Annotated in this window: 26 protein-coding genes; 24 read left to right on the top strand and 2 right to left on the bottom strand. The window is 54.9% G+C overall.

Annotated elements, in window-relative coordinates:
• The first annotated feature begins 314 nt into the window (after window positions 1–314).
• The 4 genes from rpoB to FEM03_RS12455 all read left to right on the top strand — a co-directional run bounded on the left by rpoB (window position 315) and on the right by FEM03_RS12455 (window position 10,180).
• Window positions 315–4,160, top strand: a complete 3,846-nt coding sequence (gene rpoB / locus FEM03_RS12470; RefSeq protein WP_138086595.1) for a DNA-directed RNA polymerase subunit beta — start codon at window positions 315–317, stop codon at window positions 4,158–4,160.
• 31 nt (window positions 4,161–4,191) lie between these two features.
• Window positions 4,192–8,337, top strand: a complete 4,146-nt coding sequence (gene rpoC / locus FEM03_RS12465) for a DNA-directed RNA polymerase subunit beta' (protein WP_138086594.1) — start codon at window positions 4,192–4,194, stop codon at window positions 8,335–8,337.
• Between the two features lie 819 nt (window positions 8,338–9,156).
• Window positions 9,157–9,585, top strand: coding sequence for an Imm26 family immunity protein (locus FEM03_RS12460; RefSeq protein ID WP_138086593.1), 429 nt, complete (start codon window positions 9,157–9,159; stop codon window positions 9,583–9,585).
• Between the two features lie 61 nt (window positions 9,586–9,646).
• Window positions 9,647–10,180, top strand: a complete 534-nt coding sequence (locus FEM03_RS12455; protein ID WP_138086592.1) for an SMI1/KNR4 family protein — start codon at window positions 9,647–9,649, stop codon at window positions 10,178–10,180.
• 43 nt (window positions 10,181–10,223) lie between these two features.
• Here the strand turns inward: FEM03_RS12455 and FEM03_RS12450 are convergent, their stop codons facing one another.
• Window positions 10,224–10,568: a hypothetical protein gene (locus FEM03_RS12450; protein WP_138086591.1), complete on the bottom strand. Its 345-nt coding sequence runs from the start codon at window positions 10,566–10,568 to the stop codon at window positions 10,224–10,226.
• Window positions 10,569–10,763: 195 nt separating this feature from the next.
• Between FEM03_RS12450 and FEM03_RS24425 the strand changes: the two genes are divergently transcribed.
• The 19 genes from FEM03_RS24425 to FEM03_RS12355 all read left to right on the top strand — a co-directional run bounded on the left by FEM03_RS24425 (window position 10,764) and on the right by FEM03_RS12355 (window position 22,466).
• Entirely contained in the window at window positions 10,764–10,904 is a 141-nt protein-coding gene (locus tag FEM03_RS24425; protein ID WP_166442818.1) for a hypothetical protein, read from the top strand.
• Between the two features lie 101 nt (window positions 10,905–11,005).
• Complete coding sequence (locus FEM03_RS12445; protein ID WP_138086590.1) at window positions 11,006–11,647, top strand: hypothetical protein; 642 nt, start codon at window positions 11,006–11,008, stop codon at window positions 11,645–11,647.
• A 32-nt stretch (window positions 11,648–11,679) separates the two neighbouring features.
• Window positions 11,680–12,177: a hypothetical protein gene (locus FEM03_RS12440; protein WP_138086589.1), complete on the top strand. Its 498-nt coding sequence runs from the start codon at window positions 11,680–11,682 to the stop codon at window positions 12,175–12,177.
• A gap of 25 nt (window positions 12,178–12,202) precedes the next feature.
• A complete protein-coding gene (locus FEM03_RS12435; protein ID WP_138086588.1) occupies window positions 12,203–12,664 on the top strand; it encodes a hypothetical protein in 462 nt (153 codons plus the stop codon).
• A gap of 738 nt (window positions 12,665–13,402) precedes the next feature.
• Window positions 13,403–13,732, top strand: coding sequence for a hypothetical protein (locus FEM03_RS12425; RefSeq protein WP_138086586.1), 330 nt, complete (start codon window positions 13,403–13,405; stop codon window positions 13,730–13,732).
• 125 nt (window positions 13,733–13,857) lie between these two features.
• Window positions 13,858–14,310, top strand: coding sequence for a hypothetical protein (locus FEM03_RS12420; RefSeq protein ID WP_138086585.1), 453 nt, complete (start codon window positions 13,858–13,860; stop codon window positions 14,308–14,310).
• A gap of 58 nt (window positions 14,311–14,368) precedes the next feature.
• Window positions 14,369–14,626: a hypothetical protein gene (locus FEM03_RS12415; RefSeq protein WP_138086584.1), complete on the top strand. Its 258-nt coding sequence runs from the start codon at window positions 14,369–14,371 to the stop codon at window positions 14,624–14,626.
• Between the two features lie 184 nt (window positions 14,627–14,810).
• Window positions 14,811–15,404 carry a hypothetical protein gene (locus FEM03_RS12410; RefSeq protein WP_138086583.1) on the top strand — a complete coding sequence of 198 codons (594 nt, stop codon included), beginning with the start codon at window positions 14,811–14,813 and terminating at the stop codon, window positions 15,402–15,404.
• Between the two features lie 549 nt (window positions 15,405–15,953).
• Window positions 15,954–16,613, top strand: a complete 660-nt coding sequence (locus tag FEM03_RS12405) for a hypothetical protein (RefSeq protein WP_138086582.1) — start codon at window positions 15,954–15,956, stop codon at window positions 16,611–16,613.
• 52 nt (window positions 16,614–16,665) lie between these two features.
• Window positions 16,666–17,043: a VOC family protein gene (locus tag FEM03_RS12400; RefSeq protein ID WP_138086581.1), complete on the top strand. Its 378-nt coding sequence runs from the start codon at window positions 16,666–16,668 to the stop codon at window positions 17,041–17,043.
• Between the two features lie 199 nt (window positions 17,044–17,242).
• A complete protein-coding gene (locus FEM03_RS12395; protein WP_138086580.1) occupies window positions 17,243–17,656 on the top strand; it encodes a hypothetical protein in 414 nt (137 codons plus the stop codon).
• Window positions 17,657–17,869: 213 nt separating this feature from the next.
• Window positions 17,870–18,283 carry a GNAT family N-acetyltransferase gene (locus FEM03_RS12390; protein WP_206170985.1) on the top strand — a complete coding sequence of 138 codons (414 nt, stop codon included), beginning with the start codon at window positions 17,870–17,872 and terminating at the stop codon, window positions 18,281–18,283.
• A gap of 128 nt (window positions 18,284–18,411) precedes the next feature.
• Window positions 18,412–18,714: a hypothetical protein gene (locus FEM03_RS12385; RefSeq protein ID WP_138086578.1), complete on the top strand. Its 303-nt coding sequence runs from the start codon at window positions 18,412–18,414 to the stop codon at window positions 18,712–18,714.
• Window positions 18,715–19,341: 627 nt separating this feature from the next.
• Complete coding sequence (locus tag FEM03_RS12380; RefSeq protein WP_138086577.1) at window positions 19,342–19,692, top strand: hypothetical protein; 351 nt, start codon at window positions 19,342–19,344, stop codon at window positions 19,690–19,692.
• A gap of 232 nt (window positions 19,693–19,924) precedes the next feature.
• The gene (locus FEM03_RS12375) at window positions 19,925–20,182 is read left to right on the top strand and encodes a type II toxin-antitoxin system Phd/YefM family antitoxin (RefSeq protein WP_138086576.1); all 258 of its coding nucleotides are present in this window, start codon (window positions 19,925–19,927) and stop codon (window positions 20,180–20,182) included.
• Complete coding sequence (locus FEM03_RS12370) at window positions 20,179–20,439, top strand: Txe/YoeB family addiction module toxin (protein WP_138086575.1); 261 nt, start codon at window positions 20,179–20,181, stop codon at window positions 20,437–20,439. Before FEM03_RS12375 ends, FEM03_RS12370 begins: the two co-directional genes overlap by 4 nt.
• A gap of 162 nt (window positions 20,440–20,601) precedes the next feature.
• Complete coding sequence (locus FEM03_RS12365) at window positions 20,602–20,967, top strand: tetratricopeptide repeat protein (protein ID WP_166442817.1); 366 nt, start codon at window positions 20,602–20,604, stop codon at window positions 20,965–20,967.
• Between the two features lie 47 nt (window positions 20,968–21,014).
• The gene (locus tag FEM03_RS12360) at window positions 21,015–21,863 is read left to right on the top strand and encodes a HEAT repeat domain-containing protein (protein WP_138086573.1); all 849 of its coding nucleotides are present in this window, start codon (window positions 21,015–21,017) and stop codon (window positions 21,861–21,863) included.
• A gap of 102 nt (window positions 21,864–21,965) precedes the next feature.
• On the top strand, window positions 21,966–22,466 hold the full coding sequence (locus tag FEM03_RS12355) for a hypothetical protein (protein WP_138086572.1): 501 nt from the start codon (window positions 21,966–21,968) through the stop codon (window positions 22,464–22,466).
• A 92-nt stretch (window positions 22,467–22,558) separates the two neighbouring features.
• On the opposite strand, the gene FEM03_RS12350 is transcribed toward FEM03_RS12355, so the two are convergent.
• Window positions 22,559–23,086: a DUF3592 domain-containing protein gene (locus FEM03_RS12350; RefSeq protein WP_138086571.1), complete on the bottom strand. Its 528-nt coding sequence runs from the start codon at window positions 23,084–23,086 to the stop codon at window positions 22,559–22,561.
• A 234-nt stretch (window positions 23,087–23,320) separates the two neighbouring features.
• Here FEM03_RS12350 and FEM03_RS12345 point away from each other — a divergent pair, with 234 nt between their 5' ends.
• Window positions 23,321–23,629: an addiction module protein gene (locus FEM03_RS12345; RefSeq protein WP_138086570.1), complete on the top strand. Its 309-nt coding sequence runs from the start codon at window positions 23,321–23,323 to the stop codon at window positions 23,627–23,629.
• The last annotated feature ends 475 nt before the right edge of the window (window positions 23,630–24,104 follow it).

Here is a 24,104-nt window from a genome sequence, read left to right as displayed (position 1 = left end):
GCGGCGGCGCAGTGCCAATCCTCATCAAAGAAGATCAACATCCGCAAATGCTGCCCCTTTCGACTCACTGCTCCAAACCCCGCGTTCCCCAGGCTCGCTTCCGTTTGGTCCACAGTGTCAACGTCGATCAAGCAACTTTGCGTGACCACCGCGGCTGCAACAGCAACCGTGGGTCTTTTTGTCTCTGTCTCCTGACATAGGCGGCGACGGTTGACCATTCCGGTCACCATCGCCTCCGCCCCAAATCACTTCACCACCGGACGTTTGTCCGGTTTTGCCCCGTCCAGTAGTTGCCACACCCAGCCTCCCCGTCTATGTCCCAGCGCATTAATTTTGGCAAAATCAAAGAAGTCGTCGAACCTCCGAATCTTATCGAGATTCAGATCAAGTCCTACGAAGAATTCATGCAAAAAGACATTGCGCCCACGAAGCGCAAGGACCTCGGTCTGCAGGCAGTTTTCCGGGAAGTATTCCCCATCGACAGCTACGACGGCAAAATGTCGTTGAACTTCACCCAGTATGAAATCGGTGAACCCAAGCTCAATCCGCTTCAAGCGATCCGTGAAGCCGAAAGCTTCAGCGCCCCGCTTTACGTCACCTATGAACTGAAGGACGAAGCCGGCGCCAAACAAGAGCGCGTTTACATGGGCGAACTGCCCATGATGACCACCCGCGGCACCTTCGTCATCAACGGAGCCGAGCGCGTCGTCGTTTCCCAGCTTCACCGTTCCCCTGGTATCTGCTTCGAAACTCAACAGCACCTCAATGGCCGCTGGTTGTTTGGCTTCCGCATCATTCCTGACCGCGGCACCTGGCTCGAAGTCCAGTTCGACACCAACGATCTGCTTTACGTCTACCTCGACCGTCGTCGTCGTCGTCGCAAATTCCTTGCCACCACGCTTCTGCGCGTGATCGGCTACCCAAGCGACGAGGACATCCTGAAGTTGTTCTATCCGATCGAAGACCTCAAACTTCGTGAGAACCTCACCGAAGAAGAACTCGCTTCGAAAGTGATCTTCAACGACATCCTCGACGGCGAACTTATCGTCGCCCGCGCCTACGAGCCACTTACCCAGGGCATCGTGCGTCAGTTGATCCAGCTTGGCACCAAACACGTCAAGTGCGTGACCGCCACCCAGGACGACCTCATCATCGCCTCGCTTCGCAAAGATCCTGCGCACGACGAAGATGAAGCCCTTAAGGAAATCTACCGTCGTCTCCGCCCTGGAGATCCTCCAACCGCCCCGAACGCCCGTGCTTTGGTGAAGCGTTTGTTCTTCGATCCCAAACGTTATGACCTGACCCGCGTCGGTCGTTACAAAATCAACCAGAAGCTTGGCATCAAAGTAAGCCCTGATGAGCGCATCCTCACCTCTGAAGATGTCGTTTCCGCCTTGCGTTACCTCTTCAAATTGCGCGCTGGTGAAGGTGTTCTTGATGACATTGATCACCTTGGCAGCCGTCGCGTGCGGGCCGTGGGTGAACTTCTTTCCAACCAATGCCGCGTGGGTCTTGCCCGCACCGAGCGTCTGGTCAAAGAGCGCATGACCCTGTTCGACGTGAACATGGATGTGATGACGCCCCAGAAACTCATCAACCCGAAAGCGCTCAGCGCCGTGGTGCGTGATTTCTTCGCCCGTTCCCAGCTGAGCCAGTTCATGGATCAGATCAACCCTCTGGCTGAACTGACCCACAAACGTCGTTTGTCCGCTCTTGGACCTGGTGGTCTGAACCGCGACCGCGCCGGCTTCGAAGTGCGTGACGTTCATCCGTCCCACTACGGCCGTATCTGCCCGATTGAGACCCCTGAAGGTCCGAACATCGGTCTGATCAACTCCCTCTGCTCCTACGCCCGCATCAACGAATTCGGGTTCATCGAGACTCCTTTCCGCAAGGTGGAAAACGGTATTGTCACGGACAAGATCGACTACCTCACCGCGGACATGGAAGAAAACCATTACGTGGCGCAGGCCAACAACGTAATTGATGACAAAGGCAACTTCGTCACCGAACACGTCACCGTGCGTTATCGTGGTGACTTCTTGGAAGTCCCGCCGACCCAGACGACCCTCATGGACGTCTCGCCCAAGCAGATGGTGTCCGTCGCCGCCTCCTTGATCCCGTTCCTTGAGCACGATGATGCCAACCGCGCCCTCATGGGTTCGAACATGATGCGTCAGGGTGTGCCTCTTCTTCAAGCCGAAGCACCGCTCGTCGGTTCCGGCATGGAAGGCAAAGCCGCTCGTGACTCCCAGTCCGTGATCGTGGCCGACGCCCCAGGCGTGGTTGCCAGCGCCACCGCTGACTTCATCATCACCACCAAAGACGGTCAGCTTCCGATCACCGAGAAAGCTTTTGCCGCCGATCCTAACAAGGTTCACACCGATCCGGAAAAAGGCGTGCATTTCTATCCGCTGCGCAAGTTCATGCGTTCCAACGCCGGCACCTGCGTCAACCAGCGCCCTCTTGTTGAGCGCGGCCAGAAGATCAAAAAAGGCGACGTGATCGCTGACGGTCCTTGCACCGACCACGGCGAACTCGCCGTCGGACGCAACATGCTCGTCGCGTTCATGCCTTGGAACGGTTACAACTTCGAAGATGCCATCGTCATCAGCCGTCGTGTGGTGAAAGAGGACATCTATACCTCGATCCACATCGAAGATTTTGAAGTTGGAGCCCGCGACACCAAACTCGGCCCTGAAGAGATCACCCGGGACATCCCGAACGTCGGTGACGAAGCCCTTCGTAACCTCGGCGCCGACGGCGTCGTGCGCATCGGTGCCGAAGTGAAACCTGGCGACATCCTCGTCGGCAAGATCACTCCGAAATCCGAAACCGAACTGGCTCCTGAAGAACGCCTCCTGCGCGCCATCTTCGGTGAAAAAGCCGCTGACGTTAAAGACACCTCCCTGCGTGTGCCATCCGGCTGCACCGGCATCGTCATGGATGTCCGTGTGTCCTCCCGCACCGGCGCCGACAAAGAGCGTCTTTCTCCTGCCGAGCAGAAGAAGCAGCTCAAAATCATCACCGAAGAACACAAAACCAAGGTCGAACAACTCACCGAACAGCTCACGGAAAAACTTTCCGAGATCCTGCTCAACGAGAAGATCAACCTCGACGTGGTCAACGGCGAAACCGGCGAAGTCATCATCAGCGCCAACAAGAAGATCACCAAGACCCTTCTTCGCACCCTTGCTGAAAACTACCGCACGGTGGAAATCGACCAGTCCCCGATCCGCAACAAGATCATGGACATCATCGCGGCGTTCGAAACCAAATTCGACGAAGCGGACATCGAGCGTGAACGTTCCCTCGACCGCATCGAGCAAGGCGAAGAAATGGAGAGCGGCGTCATCAAACAGGTGCGCGTCTTCATCGCCAGCAAACGCAAACTCAGCGTCGGTGACAAAATGGCCGGACGTCACGGTAACAAAGGCGTTGTCGCCACCATCGTTCCAGAAGAAGACATGCCGTTCCTCGAAGACGGAACTCCTGTCGACATCTGCTTGAACCCACTCGGCGTGCCATCCCGTATGAACGTCGGACAGGTGCTTGAAACCCACCTTGGCGTTGCTGCCAAGGCCCTCGGTTTCACCGTCGCCACCCCTGTGTTCGATGGGATTAAGGAACCCAAAATCATGGAATACCTCGCCCAGGCGAAACAGGTTCCCGGTTTTGAATGGATCGGCCTCAACGGCAAAAGCAAACTCATCGACGGCCGCACCGGCGAAGCCTTCGCCCTCGAAGTCGTGGTGGGTTACATCTACATGCTGAAACTCGCCCACTTGGTCGCCGATAAGATCCACGCCCGTGCGGTCGGACCTTACTCGCTCGTCACCCAGCAACCGCTCGGTGGTAAAGCCCAATATGGTGGTCAGCGTTTCGGGGAAATGGAGGTCTGGGCGCTCGAAGCCTACGGCGCCGCCTACACCCTTCAGGAACTTCTCACCGTCAAATCCGACGATGTTCAAGGACGCACCCGCATCTACGAATCCATCGTCAAAGGCGACAACTCACTGGAAGCCGGCACCCCGGAATCCTTCAACGTGCTCATCAAAGAAATGCAGTCCCTCGGCCTCGACGTCAAAGTCGTCAACCGCGAGACCGGACAAGAGGAGATCCTTGGTGGATTCACTCCTTCTGCTGCCGTTGGCATGTAAGTAAGTAACCTTCAAACCACCGATTCATCCCATGCAAGAAATTAGCTTTGACAATCACTTGAAGGAACTCTTCGGCGAGTCGCACAAGACCGGCGGATTTGATATGGTGTCCATCACCGTCGCCTCCCCAGACCGCATCCGGTCCTGGAGCAATGGCGAAGTGAAGAACCCAGAAACCATCAACTACCGCACGTTCAAGCCCGAAAAAGGCGGCTTGTTCTGCGAACGTATCTTCGGACCCACCCGGGACTGGGAGTGCGCCTGCGGCAAGTATAAACGCATCAAACACAAAGGCGTGATCTGCGATCGCTGCGGTGTTGAAGTGACCCTCAGCCGCGTCCGTCGCGAGCGCATGGGCCACATCGAACTCGCCGTTCCTGTCACCCACATCTGGTTCTACAAATGCATGCCTTCACGCATCGGCCTCATGCTCGACATGACCGCCCGTTCGCTTGAGCGCGTCATCTATTACGAAGATTACATCGTCGTCAGCCCAGGCAACACCCCGCTCACCCGCGGCCAGCTCCTCACCGAAATGGAACTTCGCGAAGCCGAAGACCAATACGGCGACGACAGCTTCAAGGTCGGCATGGGCGCCGAAGCCATCCGCGACATCCTGGCCCAGACCAATCTCGTCGAGATGGTCAAGGAACTCGAGGAAGCGATGACCAAAACCCGCTCCAAGCAGCTTCGCAAGAAGATCGCCAAGCGCTTGAAACTCTGCCAGGGTTTCGCCGTCTCGCACACCCGTCCGGAATACATGGTGATGGAAGTCCTTCCCGTCATCCCTCCCGACCTCCGTCCGTTGGTGCCTCTCGAAGGCGGTCGTTTCGCGACCTCCGACTTGAACGACCTCTACCGTCGTGTCATCAACCGCAACAACCGTCTCAAAAACCTGCTCTCGCTCAAGACCCCGGATGTCATCATCCGCAACGAAAAGCGCATGCTGCAGGAAGCCGTTGACGCCTTGTTCGACAACGGCCGTCACGGTCGCGCCGTCACCGGTGCTGGCAACCGTCCGTTGAAGTCCATGAGCGACATGCTCAAAGGCAAGTCCGGTCGTTTCCGTCAGAACTTGCTCGGCAAACGTGTCGACTACTCCGGTCGTTCCGTCATCGTTATCGGTCCCGACCTCACCCTCAACCAGTGCGGTCTGCCGAAGAAAATGGCGCTCGTGTTGTTTGAGCCCTTCATCATCCGCCGCCTCAAAGAGCTTGGCCTCGTGCACACCGTGCGCTCCGCCAAGAAGATGATCGAGCGCCGCACCCCGGAAGTCTGGGACATCCTTGATGAAGTCACCAAAGGTCACCCGGTCATGCTCAACCGTGCACCTACGCTGCACCGTTTGTCCATCCAGGCCTTCGAACCGAAACTCATCGAAGGTGAAGCCATTCGCGTTCACCCCCTCGTTTGCACGGCTTACAACGCCGACTTCGATGGTGACCAAATGGCCGTTCACGTGCCGCTTTCCATCGAAGCTCAGATGGAAGCCCGCCTGCTCATGCTTGCGCCGAACAACCTGTTCAGCCCTGCATCCGGCAAGCCCGTCAACACCCCTTCCCAGGACATTCCCCTCGGCTGCTTTGCGCTTACCTATTTGCGTGAACTTCCAGGAGCTGATCCGAAAGCCGTCCAGGCCCGCCGTCCTCTGTTCAACGATCCAAGCGAAGTGGAGTTCGCGCTCAGCGAAAACTCCGTCGAGGTCAACCAGAAGATCCTTTACCGCAACCCTGACTACCAGACCAAAGGCCGCACTTATGGCGACCCGACCAAGGCCGTCATCGAGACAACCCCTGGTCGCGTGCGTTTCAGCGAAATCTGGCCTGAAGAACTCGGATTCTACAACAACACCGTTGGCAAAAAACAACTCTCCGACCTCATTTGGCGCTGCTTCCAGCGCTCCGGTCACCAGGAGACCGTTGCCGCCCTCGACCGCCTCAAAACGCTCGGCTTCCGCGAAGCCATGCGCTCCGGTTGTTCGATTGGTATCACTGACATGGTGATTCCCGACGCCAAATACAAGACCCTCGCCCGTGCTCGTGGTGAAGTCGATGTCGTCGAGAAACAATACAAGCGTGGTATCATCACCAACGGTGAACGTCAGCAGAAGGTCATCGACATTTGGACCGGTGCTGGTGAAGAGATTTCCAAAGAAGTGTTCCGCACCCTGGAATACAATGAAGGCAAAAAACTGCACAACCCGCTCTACATCATGGTCACCTCCGGTGCCCGTGGTAACCAGACCCAGATCAAGCAGCTCTCCGGGATGCGTGGTTTGATGGCCAAACCTTCGGGCGAGATCATCGAACAGCCCATTACGTCGAACTTCCGTGAAGGTCTGACCGTGTTGGAATATTTCATCTCCACCCACGGTGCCCGTAAAGGTCTTTCCGACACCGCTCTCAAAACTGCTGACTCCGGCTACATGACCCGTAAACTGGTCGACGTGGCACAGGACGTCATTGTTACCGAAGAAGATTGCGGCACCGTCAACGGCATCACCCTCGCCTCCATCTATCAAGGTGACGAAGAAGTGGTCGACCTCAAAACCCGTATTTATGGCCGCGTCTCCTGTGAGTCCGTCCATAACCCGCTGGTCAAAGACGAATACATCGTTCAGGTCAATCAGCTCATCGACGAAGTCTGCGCCGACTCGCTCACGAAAATCGGTGTCGAAAAACTCAAGATCCGCTCCGTGCTCACCTGCGAAAGCAAGCGCGGTTGCTGCTCCAAGTGTTACGGCCTCAGCCTCGCCACCAGCCGCCCCGTCAAAATCGGGGAAGCGGTCGGTATCGTCGCCGCCCAGTCGATTGGCGAACCAGGAACGCAGCTCACCATGCGAACCTTCCACGTTGGTGGGGTTGCTTCCGGTGCGTTCAAAAAACCGATCATCGTTTCCAAAAACGCCGGAACGCTCAAATTCAACGAAATGCGCGTGGTGCAAACCGCCGAAGGCTGGATCGCTCTCAACAAGAACGGCACCGTCAGCATTCACGACGACAACGGCCGCGAACTGGAATCGCACAAACTGGTTCTTGGCGCCATCATCGCCAAACCCGAGGGCGACAAGGTCAAGAAAGGCGAGACCGTGGTCACTTGGGATCCTTACAACGTGCCGATCATCACCGAACGCGGTGGTAAGATCGAGTTCCGCGACATGATGCCTGGTGTTACCATCACCAAGCAGATCAACCCGGAATCCGCCAGCGAAGAGATCGTCGTCATCGAACACAAAGAAGATTTGCACCCGCAGATCGTCGTGGTCGATCCGAAGACCAAGGAGATCATCGCCAGCTACACCATCCCTGCCGGTGCCCACTTGGCCGTCAAAAACAAGGAAAGTGTCGAGCCCGGCACCACCCTTGCCAAGACTCCACGCAAAGCGTCCAAAACCAAGGACATCACCGGTGGTCTTCCCCGTGTTGCCGAGCTTTTCGAAGCCCGCAAACCGAAAGACGCCTGCGAAATCGCCAAGATCGACGGTGTCGTCGAAATCGGTGGTCTCGTCCGCGGCAAACGCAAAGTCATCGTCACCGATGCCAAAACCGGCCAGCAGGAAGAGCATCTCATCCCACGCAGCAAACACCTCCTCGTTTCCAACGATGACGTGGTGGTCAAAGGCGACCAGCTTACCGAAGGTCCTGTGGTTCCCCACGAGATCCTCGACATCCTTGGACCTCAGGCCCTCCGCGAACACTTGGTCAACGAAGTGCAGGAAGTTTACCGCGCCCAAGGTGTGGAGATCAACGACAAGCACGTCGAGATCATCATCCGCCAGATGCTGCGCAAGGTGAAAGTCACCGATCCAGGCGATACCACCTTCCTTTGGGGAGACCAGATCGACCGGCTCGAGTTCGAAGGCGAGAACAACCGCATCGTCGACGCCGGTGGCAAACCTGCCACCGCCGATCCGGTCCTGCTTGGCATCACCAAGGCTTCCCTCGAAACCGACAGCTTCATCTCCGCCGCCAGCTTCCAGGACACCACCCGTGTTCTTACCGAAGCTGCCACCCTGGCGAAGAACGACTTGCTGCGCGGATTCAAAGAGAACGTCATCATGGGCCACCTCATCCCTGCCGGCACCGGTTTCCACAGCAACCGCGAATTCCAGGTCGTCGAAACCGAGAAAGTCGTCTACTCGACCGCCTCCGACGAAAACGCCGCCGCCACCGCTTAACTGCGAAGCGTCTCGCGCCAATCAGACAATTCTACCGAAAAATGCCGCCCCACCCGGGCGGCATTTTTTTGTCATAAATATCGATCACCCCCGACATGTCGTCGGCAAACACCCCATCGGACCACCGACGTGTCGTCGGTCGTGCAATAGAGTCAGACCCGTCGGTCAACCAAAGTCCACAAATCCCAAAGCCCCGCCCCCAACATCACAAAGCCAACCAAACCCCAGCACCCTCCCCAAACTCCCCACCCCCCATTCCCCAAACTAAACCCACGACATCCCCAACCCAATCTGATACCCTCCCTTCAATATCCAAAAAAAACTCGGTTGCCCGGTGCCAGCATCTCGCCACCAATGGCGGCAGCATCCCCAGAACTGACAAAAAGACAATTCGAGTCCCGAAAAATTCCACTAGCGGATTGAGCGATGACCCGAGTAACGGACCGCGAAGTTGCACTTCGCATTCAATCAATTGCCTTCACGCTGACTGCCAAAACTACATAACAGTCCTCCGTCCGGATTGAATAATGCCGTTGTCGAATCGCTTCGCGGAGACGCGCTTCCAGCTTGATTTTGTTCGAGGGATTCATCCTTAAATAATAATGTTCAAAAGAACACACTATCAAGAATTTTGTTATTTGACGTGTAAAATAACACCTCAATTCTCGTGTAAATCTCCAAATTTGAAGAATAACACCCGAAAATCCGTGTTATTTTGCATACGAAATCGGATCAACTCTCGAAAAATCTTCAAATTTGAAGGATATAGGGTGATATTATTCTACAAATCATCAAATTAACCCTCTGTTCGCCCCAAAAATGAAGCCCTTCTGCCCAAAGTCGACGAGCTACTTAAAGCCAGGACATTTCTGGAGCATTCCGATTGATGACGACCGATTCGGATGCGGCGTCGTTCTTGCACTTCACCTCAACCGAGAAGGCAAGCGTGAGACCCGTTCGTTTCTCGCAGGTCTTTTAGACTGGAATGGAGATGCGCCGCCGAGAGCATCGGAGATCGAGAATCGAGAGGTGATTGCAACGCGATTCGCTCACATCAAGGCCATTACAATGAGCGGAGGGGAGATTATCGGGGAGGTCGTGCCTTGGTGGGAGTGGCCTCTTGAGGTTTCTGGACGTGACGATATCCCAACCGCTGGCTATAATGTGCTCAACCTTCTGGCTAAGAAGCATGCGACGCTAGCAGCAACAACCAAAGGCGAACAAGACGCTAGTGGCAACCGGCGATAACGTCCTTCTTGAATTCGAGCTTCCATTTCGCCGGTGCCACAGCTAGACGTTCGCTCTATACATGTCCGATCTTGAGGTTTACGTTTTGATTGCGGTTCTAGCTCTTCCGGCGATCGGTGTCGTTTGGATTTGGAGTAAGATCCGGGCGCTCTTCGATAAGAGGAAGAACGACGATTACACCAGAAGGTTCCAAGAGAGGCTACGCTCTCCGGACTTTGCTTCAATTGAAGATCACTTTAACACCAGCCTTCCGGCGACCTTGAAAGACTTCTACGGCGGCGTCCTTGTGATGGAGGGTTGCGACCTCACAATCAATGATGAAGACTGGAGCATTGCCTTCTTCGAGCCGCTCGACGCAGACTCCATGCGTGAGTCGTGGCCTGGCTGTGAACGGTTTGTCAGTATCGCCAACGATGGGTGTGGGAACGAGTATGTGTTTGACCCGTTGGACAAACCTCACCCGATTCTTTTTCATGACCACGAGACTGGTGAACTGGATGTCGTGACACATTCACTCGACGAATTCATGGGATTGGTGCAACGCGCCATCATCAAATCAAAAAGCGAACAAGACGCTTGTGGCAACCGGCGATAACGCCCCTAGTTAAATTCGAGCTTCCATTTCGCCGGTGCCACAGCTAGACGTTCAGCGGAAGAATCGTTTCCGACTCAGTGAGCCATTCGGGGGCGTTTCGCATGTGTTCCGGCACTGCCGATTCTGCGGCCGGGAAGCATTGTTCCGCGATGGCACGCTCTACCATCAGTAGATCCATCAGCGGCCAGTATTGACGCTTCTTGTTGGTGACTTCGAGGACTTCCACACACTTGCGGAAGATGCGTTCCCCAATCTCTCCCATCGTAGCCAGCTTTTTTAGGCCAGCGATCTTTACGGGGACGGGGACGCCGAGCGTGACCAGCGCATCAAGACGCTGAACAAGTCGGTCGAGAGCAACGGGCGGGGCGGTGTTGTTTCGGAGTGGCATGGTGGTTAGAGAGTTTGATCGTGCGGCGGGCTGGCGTTGTCCGCCCGTGCCTCACCTATTGCGTTACAAACATGGCATTGCACTGTCCAGAATGCGGTGAGCAGATTCTCTCTAGAAGAGTAGGGTTTTGTCCCGGATGTCACCGCCCACTACCTGACTCGATGAAACTTACTGATGCAGAGAAGAAGCTGATGGATGCCGAGAATGCGCGAGCACGGCGGACCTCAAGACCGGGAGGCTCAGGGAGCAGCGGTGATGCATCCACGGGATGGGGATTTGACGGCTGTGACGCTGGTGGTGATTGTGGTGGCGACTGAATTAAGCAGCAACAAATGAAGACAAACCGAACAAGACGCTCCATCCAAAGGCGGGCAACGCTCCAGTTTGAATTCGGGCTTCCCTCCCTGCTGTGGATGAGCTAGACGTTGGGCAACAAAATGAGACTCACCCTTCTTCTATTGTTATTTGGGTTGTCACTCTCACAACCGGTCCGCGGCAACCAAGGTGAGAGCGAGGCGGTTCGAGTAGCCGAGGCTTTCTACATCGCTTACGTGAAGCTCGGTCCACGGGGATTGCCGTCAGAATCGGCGATGAAGACATTTGCGCCCATCTTTACGGATGAACTCACCGAAACGATCGAGCAAGCGAGGCGAGCGCAAGCAGCCTTCATTAAGAAATATCCGTCGGATAAGCCGCCTTGGATTGAAGGCAATCTATTCGCAAGCCTTTGGGAGGGGGTTGATAGCTTCTCCCTCGGACGGCCGCTTGTGCATGACCAATTCGCAAGCATTCCCGTCTATTTGGAATGGAGTCTGAACGGCGAGAAGGCTCGTTGGATTGACGTCATCGTGTTGCAGCGCTCTGAAAAGGCTTGGCGTATCTCAGACATCTTCATGAACGCCCCTTGGAGTTTCCGTGCTGGTCCTAGCCTTCGTGCGATTCTCGCGCCAGAGAACGCACCCAATGCCGAACAACCCGGCGCTGGACAAGCCGGCCCTGGGCAACCCGCAACCCGTTCCCAGTTGGAGTCGGAGGGTGGCGAGAAACCTAAACCTGAAGCGGAGGGGCGCTCCCGGTAGCAGGTGCCAGGCCTATCGTTAGCCAAAGAAAGATGAATCCGTCGCTCGCAGTCTATGTCGGACCGAATGCCGTAATCGTCGCGCCGTGCCACTCGACGCCAGATGGCATTCTCTACGAGCAAGATGTGCCTATCGTGTTGCCCGTCGCATCGCCACAAACTATCGGTGCCGCGATCAAGAGAGCATTCGAGGGTTTTTCCATGCGCACGAATAATCTTCGAGATTCCAGGAAGTCCGATTGGCCGGCTTTTCAAGCGAGCGGCGCGAAGTCGATGAGGCAGTTCGAAGCTGAATTCTACCGACTTTCGGTATCATGCCTCAATCCGTCGGGCGCGGTTGCTCGCGCCGAGCTCCCCGTCCCCGGTGACGAAGAGTTTTCTTTTTCCACTGTCTTTAATCCACGATTGCCCGATGAGGAAATTGGAGGTCGTGTGCTTGCACTGGCGGAGCGTGTAAAGCGAATCGGCGTTATGAAGGAAGAGGCTAACCAATCGTCACAGACAACTCGGCCCTTCGGCCCTCGTGTCTGAGCTCCAACGTTAGCCAAAGAAAAACATGCGTTCGATATACACTCTCGCAGCATTTTTGATCGTGTTGAGTCTTTGCGAAGCTCGCGGAGGAGAGAAAGCGACCGTGATGCTCGTTGAAAGCGCTTTGGGTAAGCTCGCGTTGCGCGGCTCGGAAAAGCACCCATGGGCAGTTTTTACGGATTCGCCAAGTGACAAGTTCGTTCAGTTCGGTTTCGAGCAGAATATCCTTTTTATCGATATTCCGCTCGTTGGTAAGTCGGACGAAGAAAAAAAGAAGATAGCGCGCGTTTTTAGAAGCATCGGCGTGGCGCGACCGATCCAGATGGAGTCCCGCGACCCGAAGACATTAAAATCCACGACCATTCAGACCTACCAAGCCGATTTTGAAAAAGACCCCAAAAATGCGACAGATTTTGCTCTACGCATTTTTCACGAGGTTTATGAGATCAGAACTCCGACCCTTACGGTGGATGAGGGAAGTGGCTAACCAGTCGCCAGAGCCAACGGCCCAAGCGGCCGTGGCTCATCTTTAACGCTCTCCAGAAATTATGGGACTCGACGCCGTAGAGTTAGTGATAGCCGTTGAGGAGGCCTTTGGAATTGCTATTTCTGATGCTGAGGCAGGCGCAATGATCACTCCGGCGCACCTGATTTTTCATGTTCAAAGAGCTGTGGGGGCAACACGGGATCGGAGGGCATGTATATCACTACGAGCTTTTCACCGTGTTCGAGCCAGTCTGATGGGATCGGTTGGCGCTAGTCGTTCTGAGGTCGCGCTTCACACTCGGATTGAAACCCTGTTTCCCGTGTCACGCCGATCGCACCTTCGGGATTCGTTCCGACATGATTCCTCTCTTGCCACACTTCCCAACCTTCGATTTGGGAGAGGGTGGATTTTTTCCCCAACAACTGTGCGAGATCTTGTTACCATTGCGGTCACACAGAACGCGAATGAGCTGAGGGATGAGCGAAGTTGGACAGATGAGGAAGTTCGGCAGGTCGTTCGGCAGATCATCCGAGCTCAATTAGGCATCGACAAGTTTCGAGACTCCGATGAGTTTGTTCATGACCTTGGTGTCGATTAAAAAAGACCGGAGAACAAGCCGCGCCAGAGCAGCCCCTACCAGCCGCCCAGTTTCGATGATTTCCTGACCATGATCCCAACCCGGTGATCGACGCTCGCCCCCGCTGGTAGGGGTGCCTGCGCTCATCGTTCGCATCAAATATGCCCACCTATCAGTTCCTCCTGCATACGACCGGCATCAGTCTGGACATGGGCGATGGGGAGGCTCCTGCAATCGGATTTTATACAAGCAGACGTGCAGCTGCCCCCAATTCGGAGGAAGCATACAAGATTGTGATGGCTGCGATGGACGTAGATCCGGATTTGAAGGACATCTTCACGACGGCACATGATGCAGGCCTGCGACCCCGAACTGTCTCGGAGGAGACTTACATAATTCCATGGTGGCGGGCCATTCTGCCCTGGCGGAAGCCCGGATTGGCATTCTACCCCTTCGACCCCGATGAAGACGACAGCGATGCCCCTGCCTAAAAAACAATGCGAACAAGCCGCTCCATCCAACGGCGGGCAACACGCCAGTTTGAATTCGGGCTTCCCTCCCCGCCGTGGATGAGCTCGACTTTAGGCTTAGATAAGCGCATTCTGTAAATCGCACCATGAGTTCGCCAGCCCCGATCCCAATCACAAGCAGACTCTCGCGATGGGACGAGTGGCGAGGGGTCGTGGTTTTCATCATCATCGTTTCATTTTCCAGCATCGTATTTTGGCACGTTGAAGAGACATCGAACAAGCCTTTTGCTACTCGCTATCCATTTCCAACGTTGCTGTTTGGCGTTGGCTTGCTTTTCGACCTCTTATCATGCGCCTGCTACATCTTCACCCGAGTCACCGGGAGATTCAGTTCCGGCGTTCCTGGCGTCGGGTTTGCATTCTACTGTTGGGCTTGGCTTGCTTGTCCGGCCTCTTTCATTCTCCATACACCGCAGAGTTTGCCGCTGCTGTGGTTGCACAAGCTCCTCGACCTTGTTGCACTTTTCTTGCTTAGTGCCTGCATCCATTCACCGGGATGGTTCCTGTTCCGCGACTCTAAACAAAAGAACACGGGATGACCATCTTTCCTCCCACATCCGCAACAACGAACAACCCGGCGCATCGAACGTTAGGCGCATGATGATCGCGTCCTCTTTCGGCGGCCTCTGGACTTACCCTTCTGCCACGTTCCCCACCCACAATGACTTCATGTTCATCGACGAGGAGCGTAGGCGGATCATCACGTTCGTTGTCTTTATCGCCAACTCGGACAAACGTGCGCCGATGCGGAACTGGTATGAGCCTGCATCAGCCACCTCAATCTCTGCCAGACTGCGACCAACCGACGAATGGCGAGTTCACGAGTTTCAACTCGATGGCGATCGGCTTACCTAGAATTATGGCGGCGGAGTTCACACTTGGCTACGCATTTCTTGGGAGCAGCGGCCCGACTGGCTGGACGCGCGCGTGGCTACTGAATACTCCAAGATGGATGCAACCGAGAAATGCGCCTAACCCCCAAGTCGTGAGTGGCAACCAGCGATAACGTCTCTAGTTGAATCGAAGCTTGATTTCACCGGTGCCACCACTCATCGTTCGCTTTGAAAAATTGATGAAAACTAAAACACAAAACCTCATCGTCGGACTGGTCATGCTACCATTGCTCTGTTTTGCCCAGGACAATCTGGATCGTTTGAAAGCCTCTTATGAAAATGCTGTTTCGAAGGCAGTGGAACCATTGAAGGCCACTTACGAGAGGGAACTACGGAGCCTGATGCAGCAACACGCAAAGGCTGGTCGACTCGACGACGTTGCCAAAGTCTTGGCTGAACTCAAGGCTATCGGAGCTGCTGAGGGTGTTTCCAATGATGGCGCACCGGTCGTAGCTTCTACCTCCACCCAATTTGGATTTGAAGGAACAGTCTGGAAAACCCCCACGGGCACAGACTTCACATTCGAACCTGATGGGAAAGGGACGCGGTCATTCGGTGGAGCAGATCCGACGTCGATCGCCTGGCGGAAGCGGGCTGGCGGCTTCGTTGAGGTGACAGGAGCTGGAACTCAAGGTGGTCAAAAGACTACCTGGTATTTCCTCTTCGTTTCGGAATCAGAAGCCTACTACGGACCAAGCAAGGACGGCGCGACGATGCCACTACAGAGAAAGCAAAAGTAGCGTTCTTCCTTCAGGAGTTGCCAAACCGCGCAATCACGAAAGCGAACACGGCGAGGCTTTGCCTGCCACCTCTTGGACGTTCGGCTACCCCGTAACGACCCCCACAAGCATGGAGCCACTTATCTCATACCTCTCGGTGTTCTTCGTCGCCTCTTTGGTCGTGGGTTTCGTTCTTCGCAAGCACCCAGTCACCGCTGTCCTGTTGTGCCCAGTCATCAGCTTCGTGGTTTATCTCGTTCGGCGCGATTGGAGTGACTTTGATGGGCTTGCCATTTGGGCGACTCCAGGCTCTACTAGTTCTTGGGTAGTTGGTCTTTCAGTTGATTTCATTCTTCATGCCACCCCGTCGTGCTTTGGGGCACTTGTTGGTTCTGTGGTTGGGCACCTGCTAATTGACCGCCGTCCTGAACATCCCCCCTCATCATGATTTCCCAGGCACAACAAGATGCCGAACAAAACGGATTCAGGCAACGGCTCGAATGGTATCTGTCGTGTCATCGACGCTTTCCGCTTGCCGTCACCTGATCCGAGACTTTCTACTAAAAATTGATGCGCAAGTGGATACATAGGGGCAGTAAGTGGCTGCCGTGGTTAATCGTTGGAGTTTGCGCCGTTTACTTCGGACTTCTCGGCGGGTGGCGCGATGCAACGGTTGGGCGCTTCCATCGTAAGGCGATTGAGCTGTTTTCAGATACTGAGGGCATCGCGAAGGTTGAAGTCTTTTTGTTGAAGGGAGAGGCTGTGGATGAGCGAGAGGAGACTTTTCCACTTCGCCCCTATGGATCGACAACCCCTGTTTACGGAAGCGTAACCTTGACCGAGAGCGAGCTTGATGAATTTCTTGAGCTTTGGAGCTATCAGGCGCCCAATTACTGGAGTCAAGCGATGTGCCATGGCGCAGTCTACGGATATCGCCTGTATCGTGGAGGTAGACTGGCTGGTGAGACGTCGATCTGCTGGGAGTGCTGTAATTTTTATGTGACTGCCTATCCCGGCATGTCGGGGTGGTATGGATTCATGGCTGACAGCAAGAGCGCCAAGGATCTGCTTGCGTTTTGTGATGCGCGTCTACCCTATAAGCGATACGAAAAGGCCGCAGAAAAAGAAGAATCAGAACAAGCCGGCATTGATCAACCCGCTACCCGTTCCCAGTCGAAGTCTGAGGGTAGCGACAAACCTCAACCTGAAGCGGAGGGGCGCTCCCGGTAGCGGGTGCCAGGCCTCGACGTTACGCCGCACAACCACACCTACCGCCCTCGTCATGCGACTCAATCAAGTCACGGTTCCTGCACTCGACATAGCTGCCTCCGTGCAGTTTTACGTCGGCCTCGGCCTGAAGCTCATTGTCAGCTCGCCTCACTACGCAAGATTCGAGTGTCCCGATGGAGAGTCGACCTTCTCGGTCCATCTCAGTCAGGACAAATCATCAACAGGTGGTGTGGTGGTCTACTTCGAGTGTCCGGAACTAGACCATAAAGTTGAGGAACTCAAGGCAATGGGCTACTCGTTTATCAGCGGTCCAAAAGATGAACCCTGGCTTTGGCGCGAGGCCCGCCTGCAAGACCCAACGGGCAATGCGGTCTGCATTTACTGGGCTGGCGTAAATCGCCGGCATCCGCCCTGGCGTCTCAATGCATAGTCCAAGCCCCTGTGCAGTTATCAAGTGCGGCCTAATCCCTCGGTCAACCTGACCCCCTACGGAAAGCGGCGTAAGCCCGGCCGCCGCACGCGAGCTAACCTTGCAGCCCGGGCTTACGCCGCTCGCCTCCGCGGGCAGGTTAGCTCGAACGTTCGCCCAACTTCGAGAGCACCATCCGAGAATGACTCATGTATGCAGATTGAGCATCCCGATTTACGAGACCGTCCTGTGGCTCGCCTACTCTGGTGCCGCTGACAGATTGTTGCAGTCTTTCCCAGAGGCCGTCCTTGAGGATGAGTGGCTGGAGGTTGCCGAGTATCAGCAATTGGAGTGCTTACTGGAGCAGTCAGAGACAGACGCTACGATTGGTAGCACGATGCTCCGTCAGCTCCGCTCCAAGCAACTGAGCCACGGGCGGACAGTTGCTTTTCGTTTAGCCACTTCAGAGGCTGCGCCGATTTGCGGCACCTTCAATCGTTGGGGATTCACCTTTACCTCTGAGGAGGCATTTGGTGAGGCTACTCGTTTACGCATCGTTGTTTTTCTGCAGTCATTCGGCATTGGCACGATGGAGTGCTACACCATTCCGGACTCAGACACACCCCCACGATGAGGCAGCCGCACACATCAGAATCACCAAGGACGAACAAAACGGATGCAGGCAGCGGCTCGTATGGCATCTGTCGTGTCATCGACGCCTCCCGCTTCGCCGTCGCCTGATTCGAAGAGTTAGGCGACAACGCGCGTCTTCCTCGTAATGCAACATAGTCTCCGACCAGCAACCAACGATGACCGAGTCGCGGTCGAGAACCTAGTCTTTAGCGTCTTGGCCGAGTATGGCCTCACTCCCGACCCGGACGGAACAGACTGCGACCTGCACGACATTCACGCCTCCTATCACGCCGCGGGCGGCACCTTTGATATTCTGGTTGGTGATTCGGGTCAGGTGCTTGGCACAGTCGGACTCTTTCGGGTTTCACCATCCACCTGCGAACTCCGTAAGATGTATTTGGCCCGTTCCGCACGAGGGCAGGGTCTGGGGCGCCGCCTCCTCGAACACGGTTTGGCGAGGGCGTCTGCTCTTGGCTTTACGCGAGTGGTGTTAGAGACGGCCTCTGTGCTACGCGAGGCGGTGTTGCTTTACGAGCGATACGGCTTTCGTCCCTATGTTCCCGAGCATCTGGCTGCTCGGTGCGATACCGCTTACTACCTTGAACTCACGCCAACAACCGTCGCCTAACAAGTGTTGCAGCGAACCACCGCCGAGCTCACGGCCTCTGCTCCGCTTCGCTCTGGCACAGCCAGCGCCACTCGGCGGTGGGCTCCAAGCTTGGATCGTTCGGCCAAGAAAAGAGTCCGCCTGCCACGATGAAAACGCTGTTCAGCTTAGTCTTGCTTCTCTTTTGTGTGGTGTATCCCGGCGGTCAAGCGCAGGAGATCGATAAGTCAGTGACGACCGAGGAACACACCGTCGGGGGCGATACCAACAAACGCTACTTCCTGATTCGCCACAAGCTGGTTCCCGCTGAGACCCCAAAAGAATATGGGCTACTTGTGATTCTTCCTGTCGGACCGGGTGGTGCCGAGTTCTTGCCATTTTGCGCGAAGGTCATTATTGCCCACGGCACCCCGCAAGACTTCATTGTGGCGCCACTGGTTGCGCCGGTCTGAGGGACACTGAACGACTCGACGATCTTTTGGCCGAGCAGGGCGTTTCCCAGCAAGGAAGCAAGATTTACGAGTGAAGATTTTATTGCCGATGTCATCAAGGATGTCGAGATGTCACACGCGATCCGCGAAGGTTGGGTGTTCACGCTTGGATGGTCGTCGAGTGGGCATGCAATCTTATCCTCATCGTTTGAGAACCCGATGATCCGAGGTTTCTGTATCGCCATGTCTCGCTTTCAGCAATCATGGTTTGCGCATCCCCAGAACGCAAAGGGCAAGAGGTATTACTTCTGGCATTCACCTGAGGGTGGTCACGGCTAGATTCCCTACACCTTCTATGCCGGCCGAATCAAGGAGTCGTTAGAATGGTTTAGGACGGGCGATGACGATGCGTCTACAATCAAAATGAAAAGCGAGGAAACCAAGAGGAGCAAATAGCCTGGCGAATGCGGGGCCGCACCCTCAAGCGCCCGCCTGAGGTCCCTGACATCTTTGTAAACCCACCTTGTTCATGTCGATCCACGTCCCGCACCAACCCCACCCCCGCGAAGCGGCTTCGTTCAATTTTGACGTTCGCCCGAAGAACTGTGTCCAACCGCCCTGTCATTCATAGCGAGGCATCAGCCAACCATGCCATTCTACCAGAGCATCATCAACGCCGAGGGCCTACACATCGAATGTGAGGGAGACGAGAATCCACTCTACGGATTTTTCACGGGGCGGAAGATCTTTGCACCCGACGAGTTGACCGCTCGCGAGCGGATGTGGGCCAGCGTGCAGAGTGAGGGGCGAGTTCGAGAGATGGTGCGCCAAGCCCGCGCGATCGGTCGTGCGCCCACGTTCAGAGTGACAAAATTGTATGAAATCAGTTTCTGGACCTTTGTATTTGGCAGTTGTCCGAAGGGATTTATTTTCTACCCGGAATTCGATGGGGAGGAAGACGATTATCGCATTCTTGGTGGATCTAGCCCTCTCCGATAGCAAGCTTGGCTGGCAGCGTCTGGGCCTGTCCAGACGAACTGCCGATCAAGAACTACGGCTGCCGGCTGGAAGCACAATGAATCACCGACAAGAGAGCGAGCAAAACGGATGCAGGCAACGGCTCGGATGGCATGTGTCGTGTCATCAAAGCTTTCCACTTACCATCGTCAGATCCGAAGCGGCCGGCCAAAAAATTTGACATTGGCCCAAACATGGTCATGTTCCTGTCCATATGACCGCCATTACCTACACCGCCGCTAGGGAGAATTTGGCTTCCACCATGAATCGAGTTTGCCTGGACCGGGATCCCGTCATCATTACGCGCAATCGAGATCAAGCGGTGGTAATGATCTCATTGGATGATTACGAGTCCCTTCAGGAAACCGCCTACCTTCTTCGTAGCCCCGCTAACGCAAAACGCCTTTTTGACTCGATTGAAGAAGCTGAGAAGGGCAATCTGATCCACAAAGATATTGACCTCGACGCGTGAACCTCTCTTTCACCGCACAGTCTTGGGAAGATTACCAATACTGGCTTCAGATGGACAAAAAGGTGCTGAAGAGAATCAACGAACTGATCAAAGACACTCTCAGATCACCTCTCGAAGGGATCGGCAAACCGGAACCTCTTCGGCAAGGGCTCTCGGGTTATTGGTCTCGCCGGATCACCGAAGAGCATCGTATGGTGTATCGACAGATTGAGTCAGGGATACTGTTGATCCAACTTCGCTACCATTACAAAAAATAACCGAACCCTACAAAGTAGCTTTGGTTGATGAGTGCCGGGGCTGCTCTGTCGGCCATACTTTTCATAGGTTGACCCGCCCACCCCGCACGGCGGTCCGCACAGTTTAGACGTTCCGCACAAATGACTCCACCTTCTACTCTGCAAGACGAAGCCAAGCGGATCATGAGAGAGCACCGCTGGGAGGATGCACTACCCATTCTTTTGGAAGACATCGAAGCGAATCCGAGAGATCCGTGGAGTCCGATGTATCTCGGCAGTTGCTACTACGAATTGCAGGACTACCAGGCAGCGCTGGATTGGTTCAGAAGAGCAGAGCAGTTGGAGCCGGAGAATCCGACGCCAATTGGCTTGCAGGGTGACGCTCTGCATTGTCTGGGAGATGCTGATGAAGCCCGAGAGCTGTATCTTCGGGCATTGGAAGTTGCACCCGATGACGAATTGGCAATCAAGAACTGGAAACGCTTCAATCAGATCGAACAAAAAGCAGAACAAACTGGTCGAGGCAACGACGACAAACCGTCAATTTGAAAGGGGATCTTGCGTGCCGCGCTTCATCCATTACGTTCTGCCAAGTCATGAAGACACGGCACGACGAACGCTATGAAGGCGATCCTACTCCGAGTCGCGAAGTTGCGCAGCGCTGTCGTGAAGCCATTGATGACGATGATCGTGACGTGCTCTTGGCGTTGCTGCACTACCGGGGCGGTGATGAGGAATTCCGCCTCGGCAGGGATTACAGTCGTAGCGACGATGCAGGGAATCGCGCAATCGGGGCCGATATTCTGGCTCAACTAGGCTGGAGCGATCACACTTTTCAGGATGAGAGCGTGGCGATACTGACCGAATTGCTTGGTGATTCCGATCCTCACGTCATCCATCGCGCGGCCGTTGGGTTGGGGCACCGTTCCGCAGAATCAGCGATCTCCGCCCTCGTCAGTCTGTCCATGCATTCCGACCCGCTGGTGAGGTATGGAGTGGTGTTCGGACTTTCCGGGCACCAGGACCCTCGTGCGATTGAGGCACTCATTGAGCTGACCCGCGATGCTGACCGTGATGTCAGGAGTTGGGCTGTCTTTGGGCTAGGATCTCAGATCGATACAGATTCGCCGGACATCCGCGATGCCCTGCGCCAGGCATTGAGGGATGCTGACCATGAGATCCGAGGTGAGGGCCTGGTTGGTCTGGCCAGGCGAGGAGACTCTGCTCTTCTGCCTGAGTTGATCAACGAGTGGAGAGACGATGAGGTCAGCATTCTTAGCATTGAGGCTGCTGAGCAGACCCGTGATCCTCGATTGTATCACCGCTTGAAGAGCTTCACGGAGATCCTTACACTTGATGATGATCCCTACTTCGCACGACGATTGGCAGATGCGATTGAAGCCTGCAAACCCAAAGCAGAACAGGACATCACTCCCAACGCTTGACCCGCCGTCAGGACCACTACAACTTCAACTCGCAGTCAGAGCCTCGACCCAGGTCAAGTGTATGAAGCTCGCCATGTCTCAACGTTCGCCTAATCACAAAGCATGACACCAAATCCAAAGCTAGGAAACCGCATCATCCTTTTGAGCGTCGCCATCGTCTTTGCCGTTGCATCTCTATTCGCGCAGTGGGGAACGATCAAGCTGACGGCAGACGATCTGCGAGACAGCATGACGATCAATGGCCAGAAGGTTGGAATGGAAGGCATGCTCTCGGGGATGATGTCCTCGATGTTGACTGGCATGACCGTTCCATTGACCGGACAGAACGGTAGTGTGGGTCTAGGCCCGATCAAGTTACCCTATTGGCTGGCCATTGCTGCGGTGATTTTTGGCCTTGCCGTGACGATTACCAATGCAACAGGCATCTCTGACGTGCCCCGGAACATCATTCGTGGACTCCTTGGATTTGGTCTCGTCATCAGTCTCTGGGCACTTGTGGTCATGCTGCTTCGCGGTTCCATTGGCCTCGGAGCTTTCATGTTGATTGGAGCAGCCATTGCTGGATTGCTACATCAACAGAACCAAAACCGTAGTGACATTTAAACGAAGGCGAACAATGGCGCTGCTGGACAACGGAGGGGGCGTTTGTTGTTGTATAGAGCGGGGTTCTTGGCGGGCGGGCCGGGACGGATTGACTACCAAGTTTGGTCTGGGCGACGGGCTGGTTTTCCAGAGGGGGCGAAGGTTTTCCAAATGTAGGTCAAGATGCAACCCAGCCCGATGAGCCCGCCCAAGGCTGAAAGGCCGACGAATAAGAGGGTGGTTGTGTGGTCGGACTCGCCAGCGATCCGGTTCTTGGTGGGATCGGTGGGTAGATGCTGAACCTGGAGGCTTTCTTGTTCGGTGGATTTTTCCCACCGTGTTTTCGACACGGAGTTCTCGGTCTCGATTGGCTGGCCTTGGTCGGTCGTGAAGGCATATGTCAGGTAGTAGGTGGTGATGATTTTTTCTCGCTTGGTCTCGCGATCCCACTCTCTTCTTTCGTGGACTCTTTTTGAAGTGACAATGGCTGGTGCTGAGATGCCTTCGGCATCAAAACGCCTTTCCTCTTCGAGGGAGCGGGCGCCAAGGGGAATGAAGATGACGGAAAACAACATCGCGACCAGCCCGAATATGAGCATGATCTTGCTGCCTGATTTTGTCCGGGAACGGATTACGGTCATGGTTGATTCTTTTGGTCCACCATCTCCTTGAAGCAAGGGATTTTTTTGACACGGAGCGTCGAACTGCAAGAGGGATTTTAAACAACCGGGCCTGGATGTGCAAACCCACTGTGGTCATTCCAATCCGCGCACCACGCGAACCTCTTTAGCGAAGCTGCTTCGGTCAACAAGGCGCTGTAGCAAACCGCTCTGTGCATCACGCCATCTGCTTCCGCCGCCGCCTTTCCTCCCACCATGCAGGTGGTGAGCCGCACTCCGCTGCCGCTGTGCCTGGGGTTGTTGGCTTCAAGATTCATTTGCCACTTCGTCACAATCACGATAAAATTCTCAATCATGATCGAACAGCTTCCAGAAGTTCAACAACTTACCAATGACGAGAAGTTTCAACTCGCTACGGAGCTATGGGAACAGCTATCAACCTCTTCGGATATTACTCCCAATCCTGAAATTGTGGGTCTGTTGGAGCAGAGACATGCTGACTTTAAAGCGGGAAGCCACGCTTCTCGGCCGTGGACTGATATTAAGACAGTTATCGGAAAATAATGGAGTTTGACGTTGAGTTCCTGCTGGGGGCCGAAATTGAGTTTCTAGATCTATATTCTCGTCGAGGGGATGCGTTCTATTTCGTCTTCGACAATTGTCTTGAGCAAATTCGCCATTTCCCCAACTCCGCTCCAATTTACTCTCATCCGTTTCACAGCCTGCTCATCCCGAAGACACCTTTCGGCATCTTCCACGCGATAGAGGGGAAAAGAGTTTTCGTGCATGCAGTTCTTGACCTGCGCATGAGTCCAGAGCGAATCGCAGAAAGCTTAAAAAGCAGGAGCTAATCCTCAAGTTTGCTTCGGTAGCGAATCGCACCAGGGTTAGTAGTCGTTAAGAAAAATATGCCGCGACGTGACAATCCGTATCAGCCGTTCAATTTCGATGATTACTGGCACCTGCATCCCGACCCCCATTTCGACCTTCGTCCCCGTCGCTGTGCTTCACGTCTGGTGCTGAGATTCGTTGCCAAAAC

Origin of the sequence: Phragmitibacter flavus, assembly GCF_005780165.1 — a bacterium.
GTDB classification, from domain to species: domain Bacteria; phylum Verrucomicrobiota; class Verrucomicrobiia; order Verrucomicrobiales; family Verrucomicrobiaceae; genus Phragmitibacter; species Phragmitibacter flavus.
The sequence above is the reverse complement of the archived record's forward strand: the minus strand, read 5'-3'. Positions and strand labels throughout refer to the sequence as shown.

Coding starts and splice junctions, on each gene's coding strand:
- rpoB (WP_138086595.1), top strand. CDS start 315: ATGTCCCAGCGCATTAATTTTGGCAAAATCAAAGAAGTCGTCGAACCT.
- rpoC (WP_138086594.1), top strand. CDS start 4,192: ATGCAAGAAATTAGCTTTGACAATCACTTGAAGGAACTCTTCGGCGAG.
- FEM03_RS12460 (WP_138086593.1), top strand. CDS start 9,157: ATGAAGCCCTTCTGCCCAAAGTCGACGAGCTACTTAAAGCCAGGACAT.
- FEM03_RS12455 (WP_138086592.1), top strand. CDS start 9,647: ATGTCCGATCTTGAGGTTTACGTTTTGATTGCGGTTCTAGCTCTTCCG.
- FEM03_RS12450 (WP_138086591.1), bottom strand. CDS start 10,568: ATGCCACTCCGAAACAACACCGCCCCGCCCGTTGCTCTCGACCGACTT.
- FEM03_RS24425 (WP_166442818.1), top strand. CDS start 10,764: ATGCCGAGAATGCGCGAGCACGGCGGACCTCAAGACCGGGAGGCTCAG.
- FEM03_RS12445 (WP_138086590.1), top strand. CDS start 11,006: ATGAGACTCACCCTTCTTCTATTGTTATTTGGGTTGTCACTCTCACAA.
- FEM03_RS12440 (WP_138086589.1), top strand. CDS start 11,680: ATGAATCCGTCGCTCGCAGTCTATGTCGGACCGAATGCCGTAATCGTC.
- FEM03_RS12435 (WP_138086588.1), top strand. CDS start 12,203: ATGCGTTCGATATACACTCTCGCAGCATTTTTGATCGTGTTGAGTCTT.
- FEM03_RS12425 (WP_138086586.1), top strand. CDS start 13,403: ATGCCCACCTATCAGTTCCTCCTGCATACGACCGGCATCAGTCTGGAC.
- FEM03_RS12420 (WP_138086585.1), top strand. CDS start 13,858: ATGAGTTCGCCAGCCCCGATCCCAATCACAAGCAGACTCTCGCGATGG.
- FEM03_RS12415 (WP_138086584.1), top strand. CDS start 14,369: ATGATGATCGCGTCCTCTTTCGGCGGCCTCTGGACTTACCCTTCTGCC.
- FEM03_RS12405 (WP_138086582.1), top strand. CDS start 15,954: ATGCGCAAGTGGATACATAGGGGCAGTAAGTGGCTGCCGTGGTTAATC.
- FEM03_RS12400 (WP_138086581.1), top strand. CDS start 16,666: ATGCGACTCAATCAAGTCACGGTTCCTGCACTCGACATAGCTGCCTCC.
- FEM03_RS12385 (WP_138086578.1), top strand. CDS start 18,412: ATGAAAACGCTGTTCAGCTTAGTCTTGCTTCTCTTTTGTGTGGTGTAT.
- FEM03_RS12380 (WP_138086577.1), top strand. CDS start 19,342: ATGCCATTCTACCAGAGCATCATCAACGCCGAGGGCCTACACATCGAA.
- FEM03_RS12375 (WP_138086576.1), top strand. CDS start 19,925: ATGACCGCCATTACCTACACCGCCGCTAGGGAGAATTTGGCTTCCACC.
- FEM03_RS12365 (WP_166442817.1), top strand. CDS start 20,602: ATGAGAGAGCACCGCTGGGAGGATGCACTACCCATTCTTTTGGAAGAC.
- FEM03_RS12360 (WP_138086573.1), top strand. CDS start 21,015: ATGAAGACACGGCACGACGAACGCTATGAAGGCGATCCTACTCCGAGT.
- FEM03_RS12355 (WP_138086572.1), top strand. CDS start 21,966: ATGACACCAAATCCAAAGCTAGGAAACCGCATCATCCTTTTGAGCGTC.
- FEM03_RS12350 (WP_138086571.1), bottom strand. CDS start 23,086: ATGACCGTAATCCGTTCCCGGACAAAATCAGGCAGCAAGATCATGCTC.
- FEM03_RS12345 (WP_138086570.1), top strand. CDS start 23,321: ATGCAGGTGGTGAGCCGCACTCCGCTGCCGCTGTGCCTGGGGTTGTTG.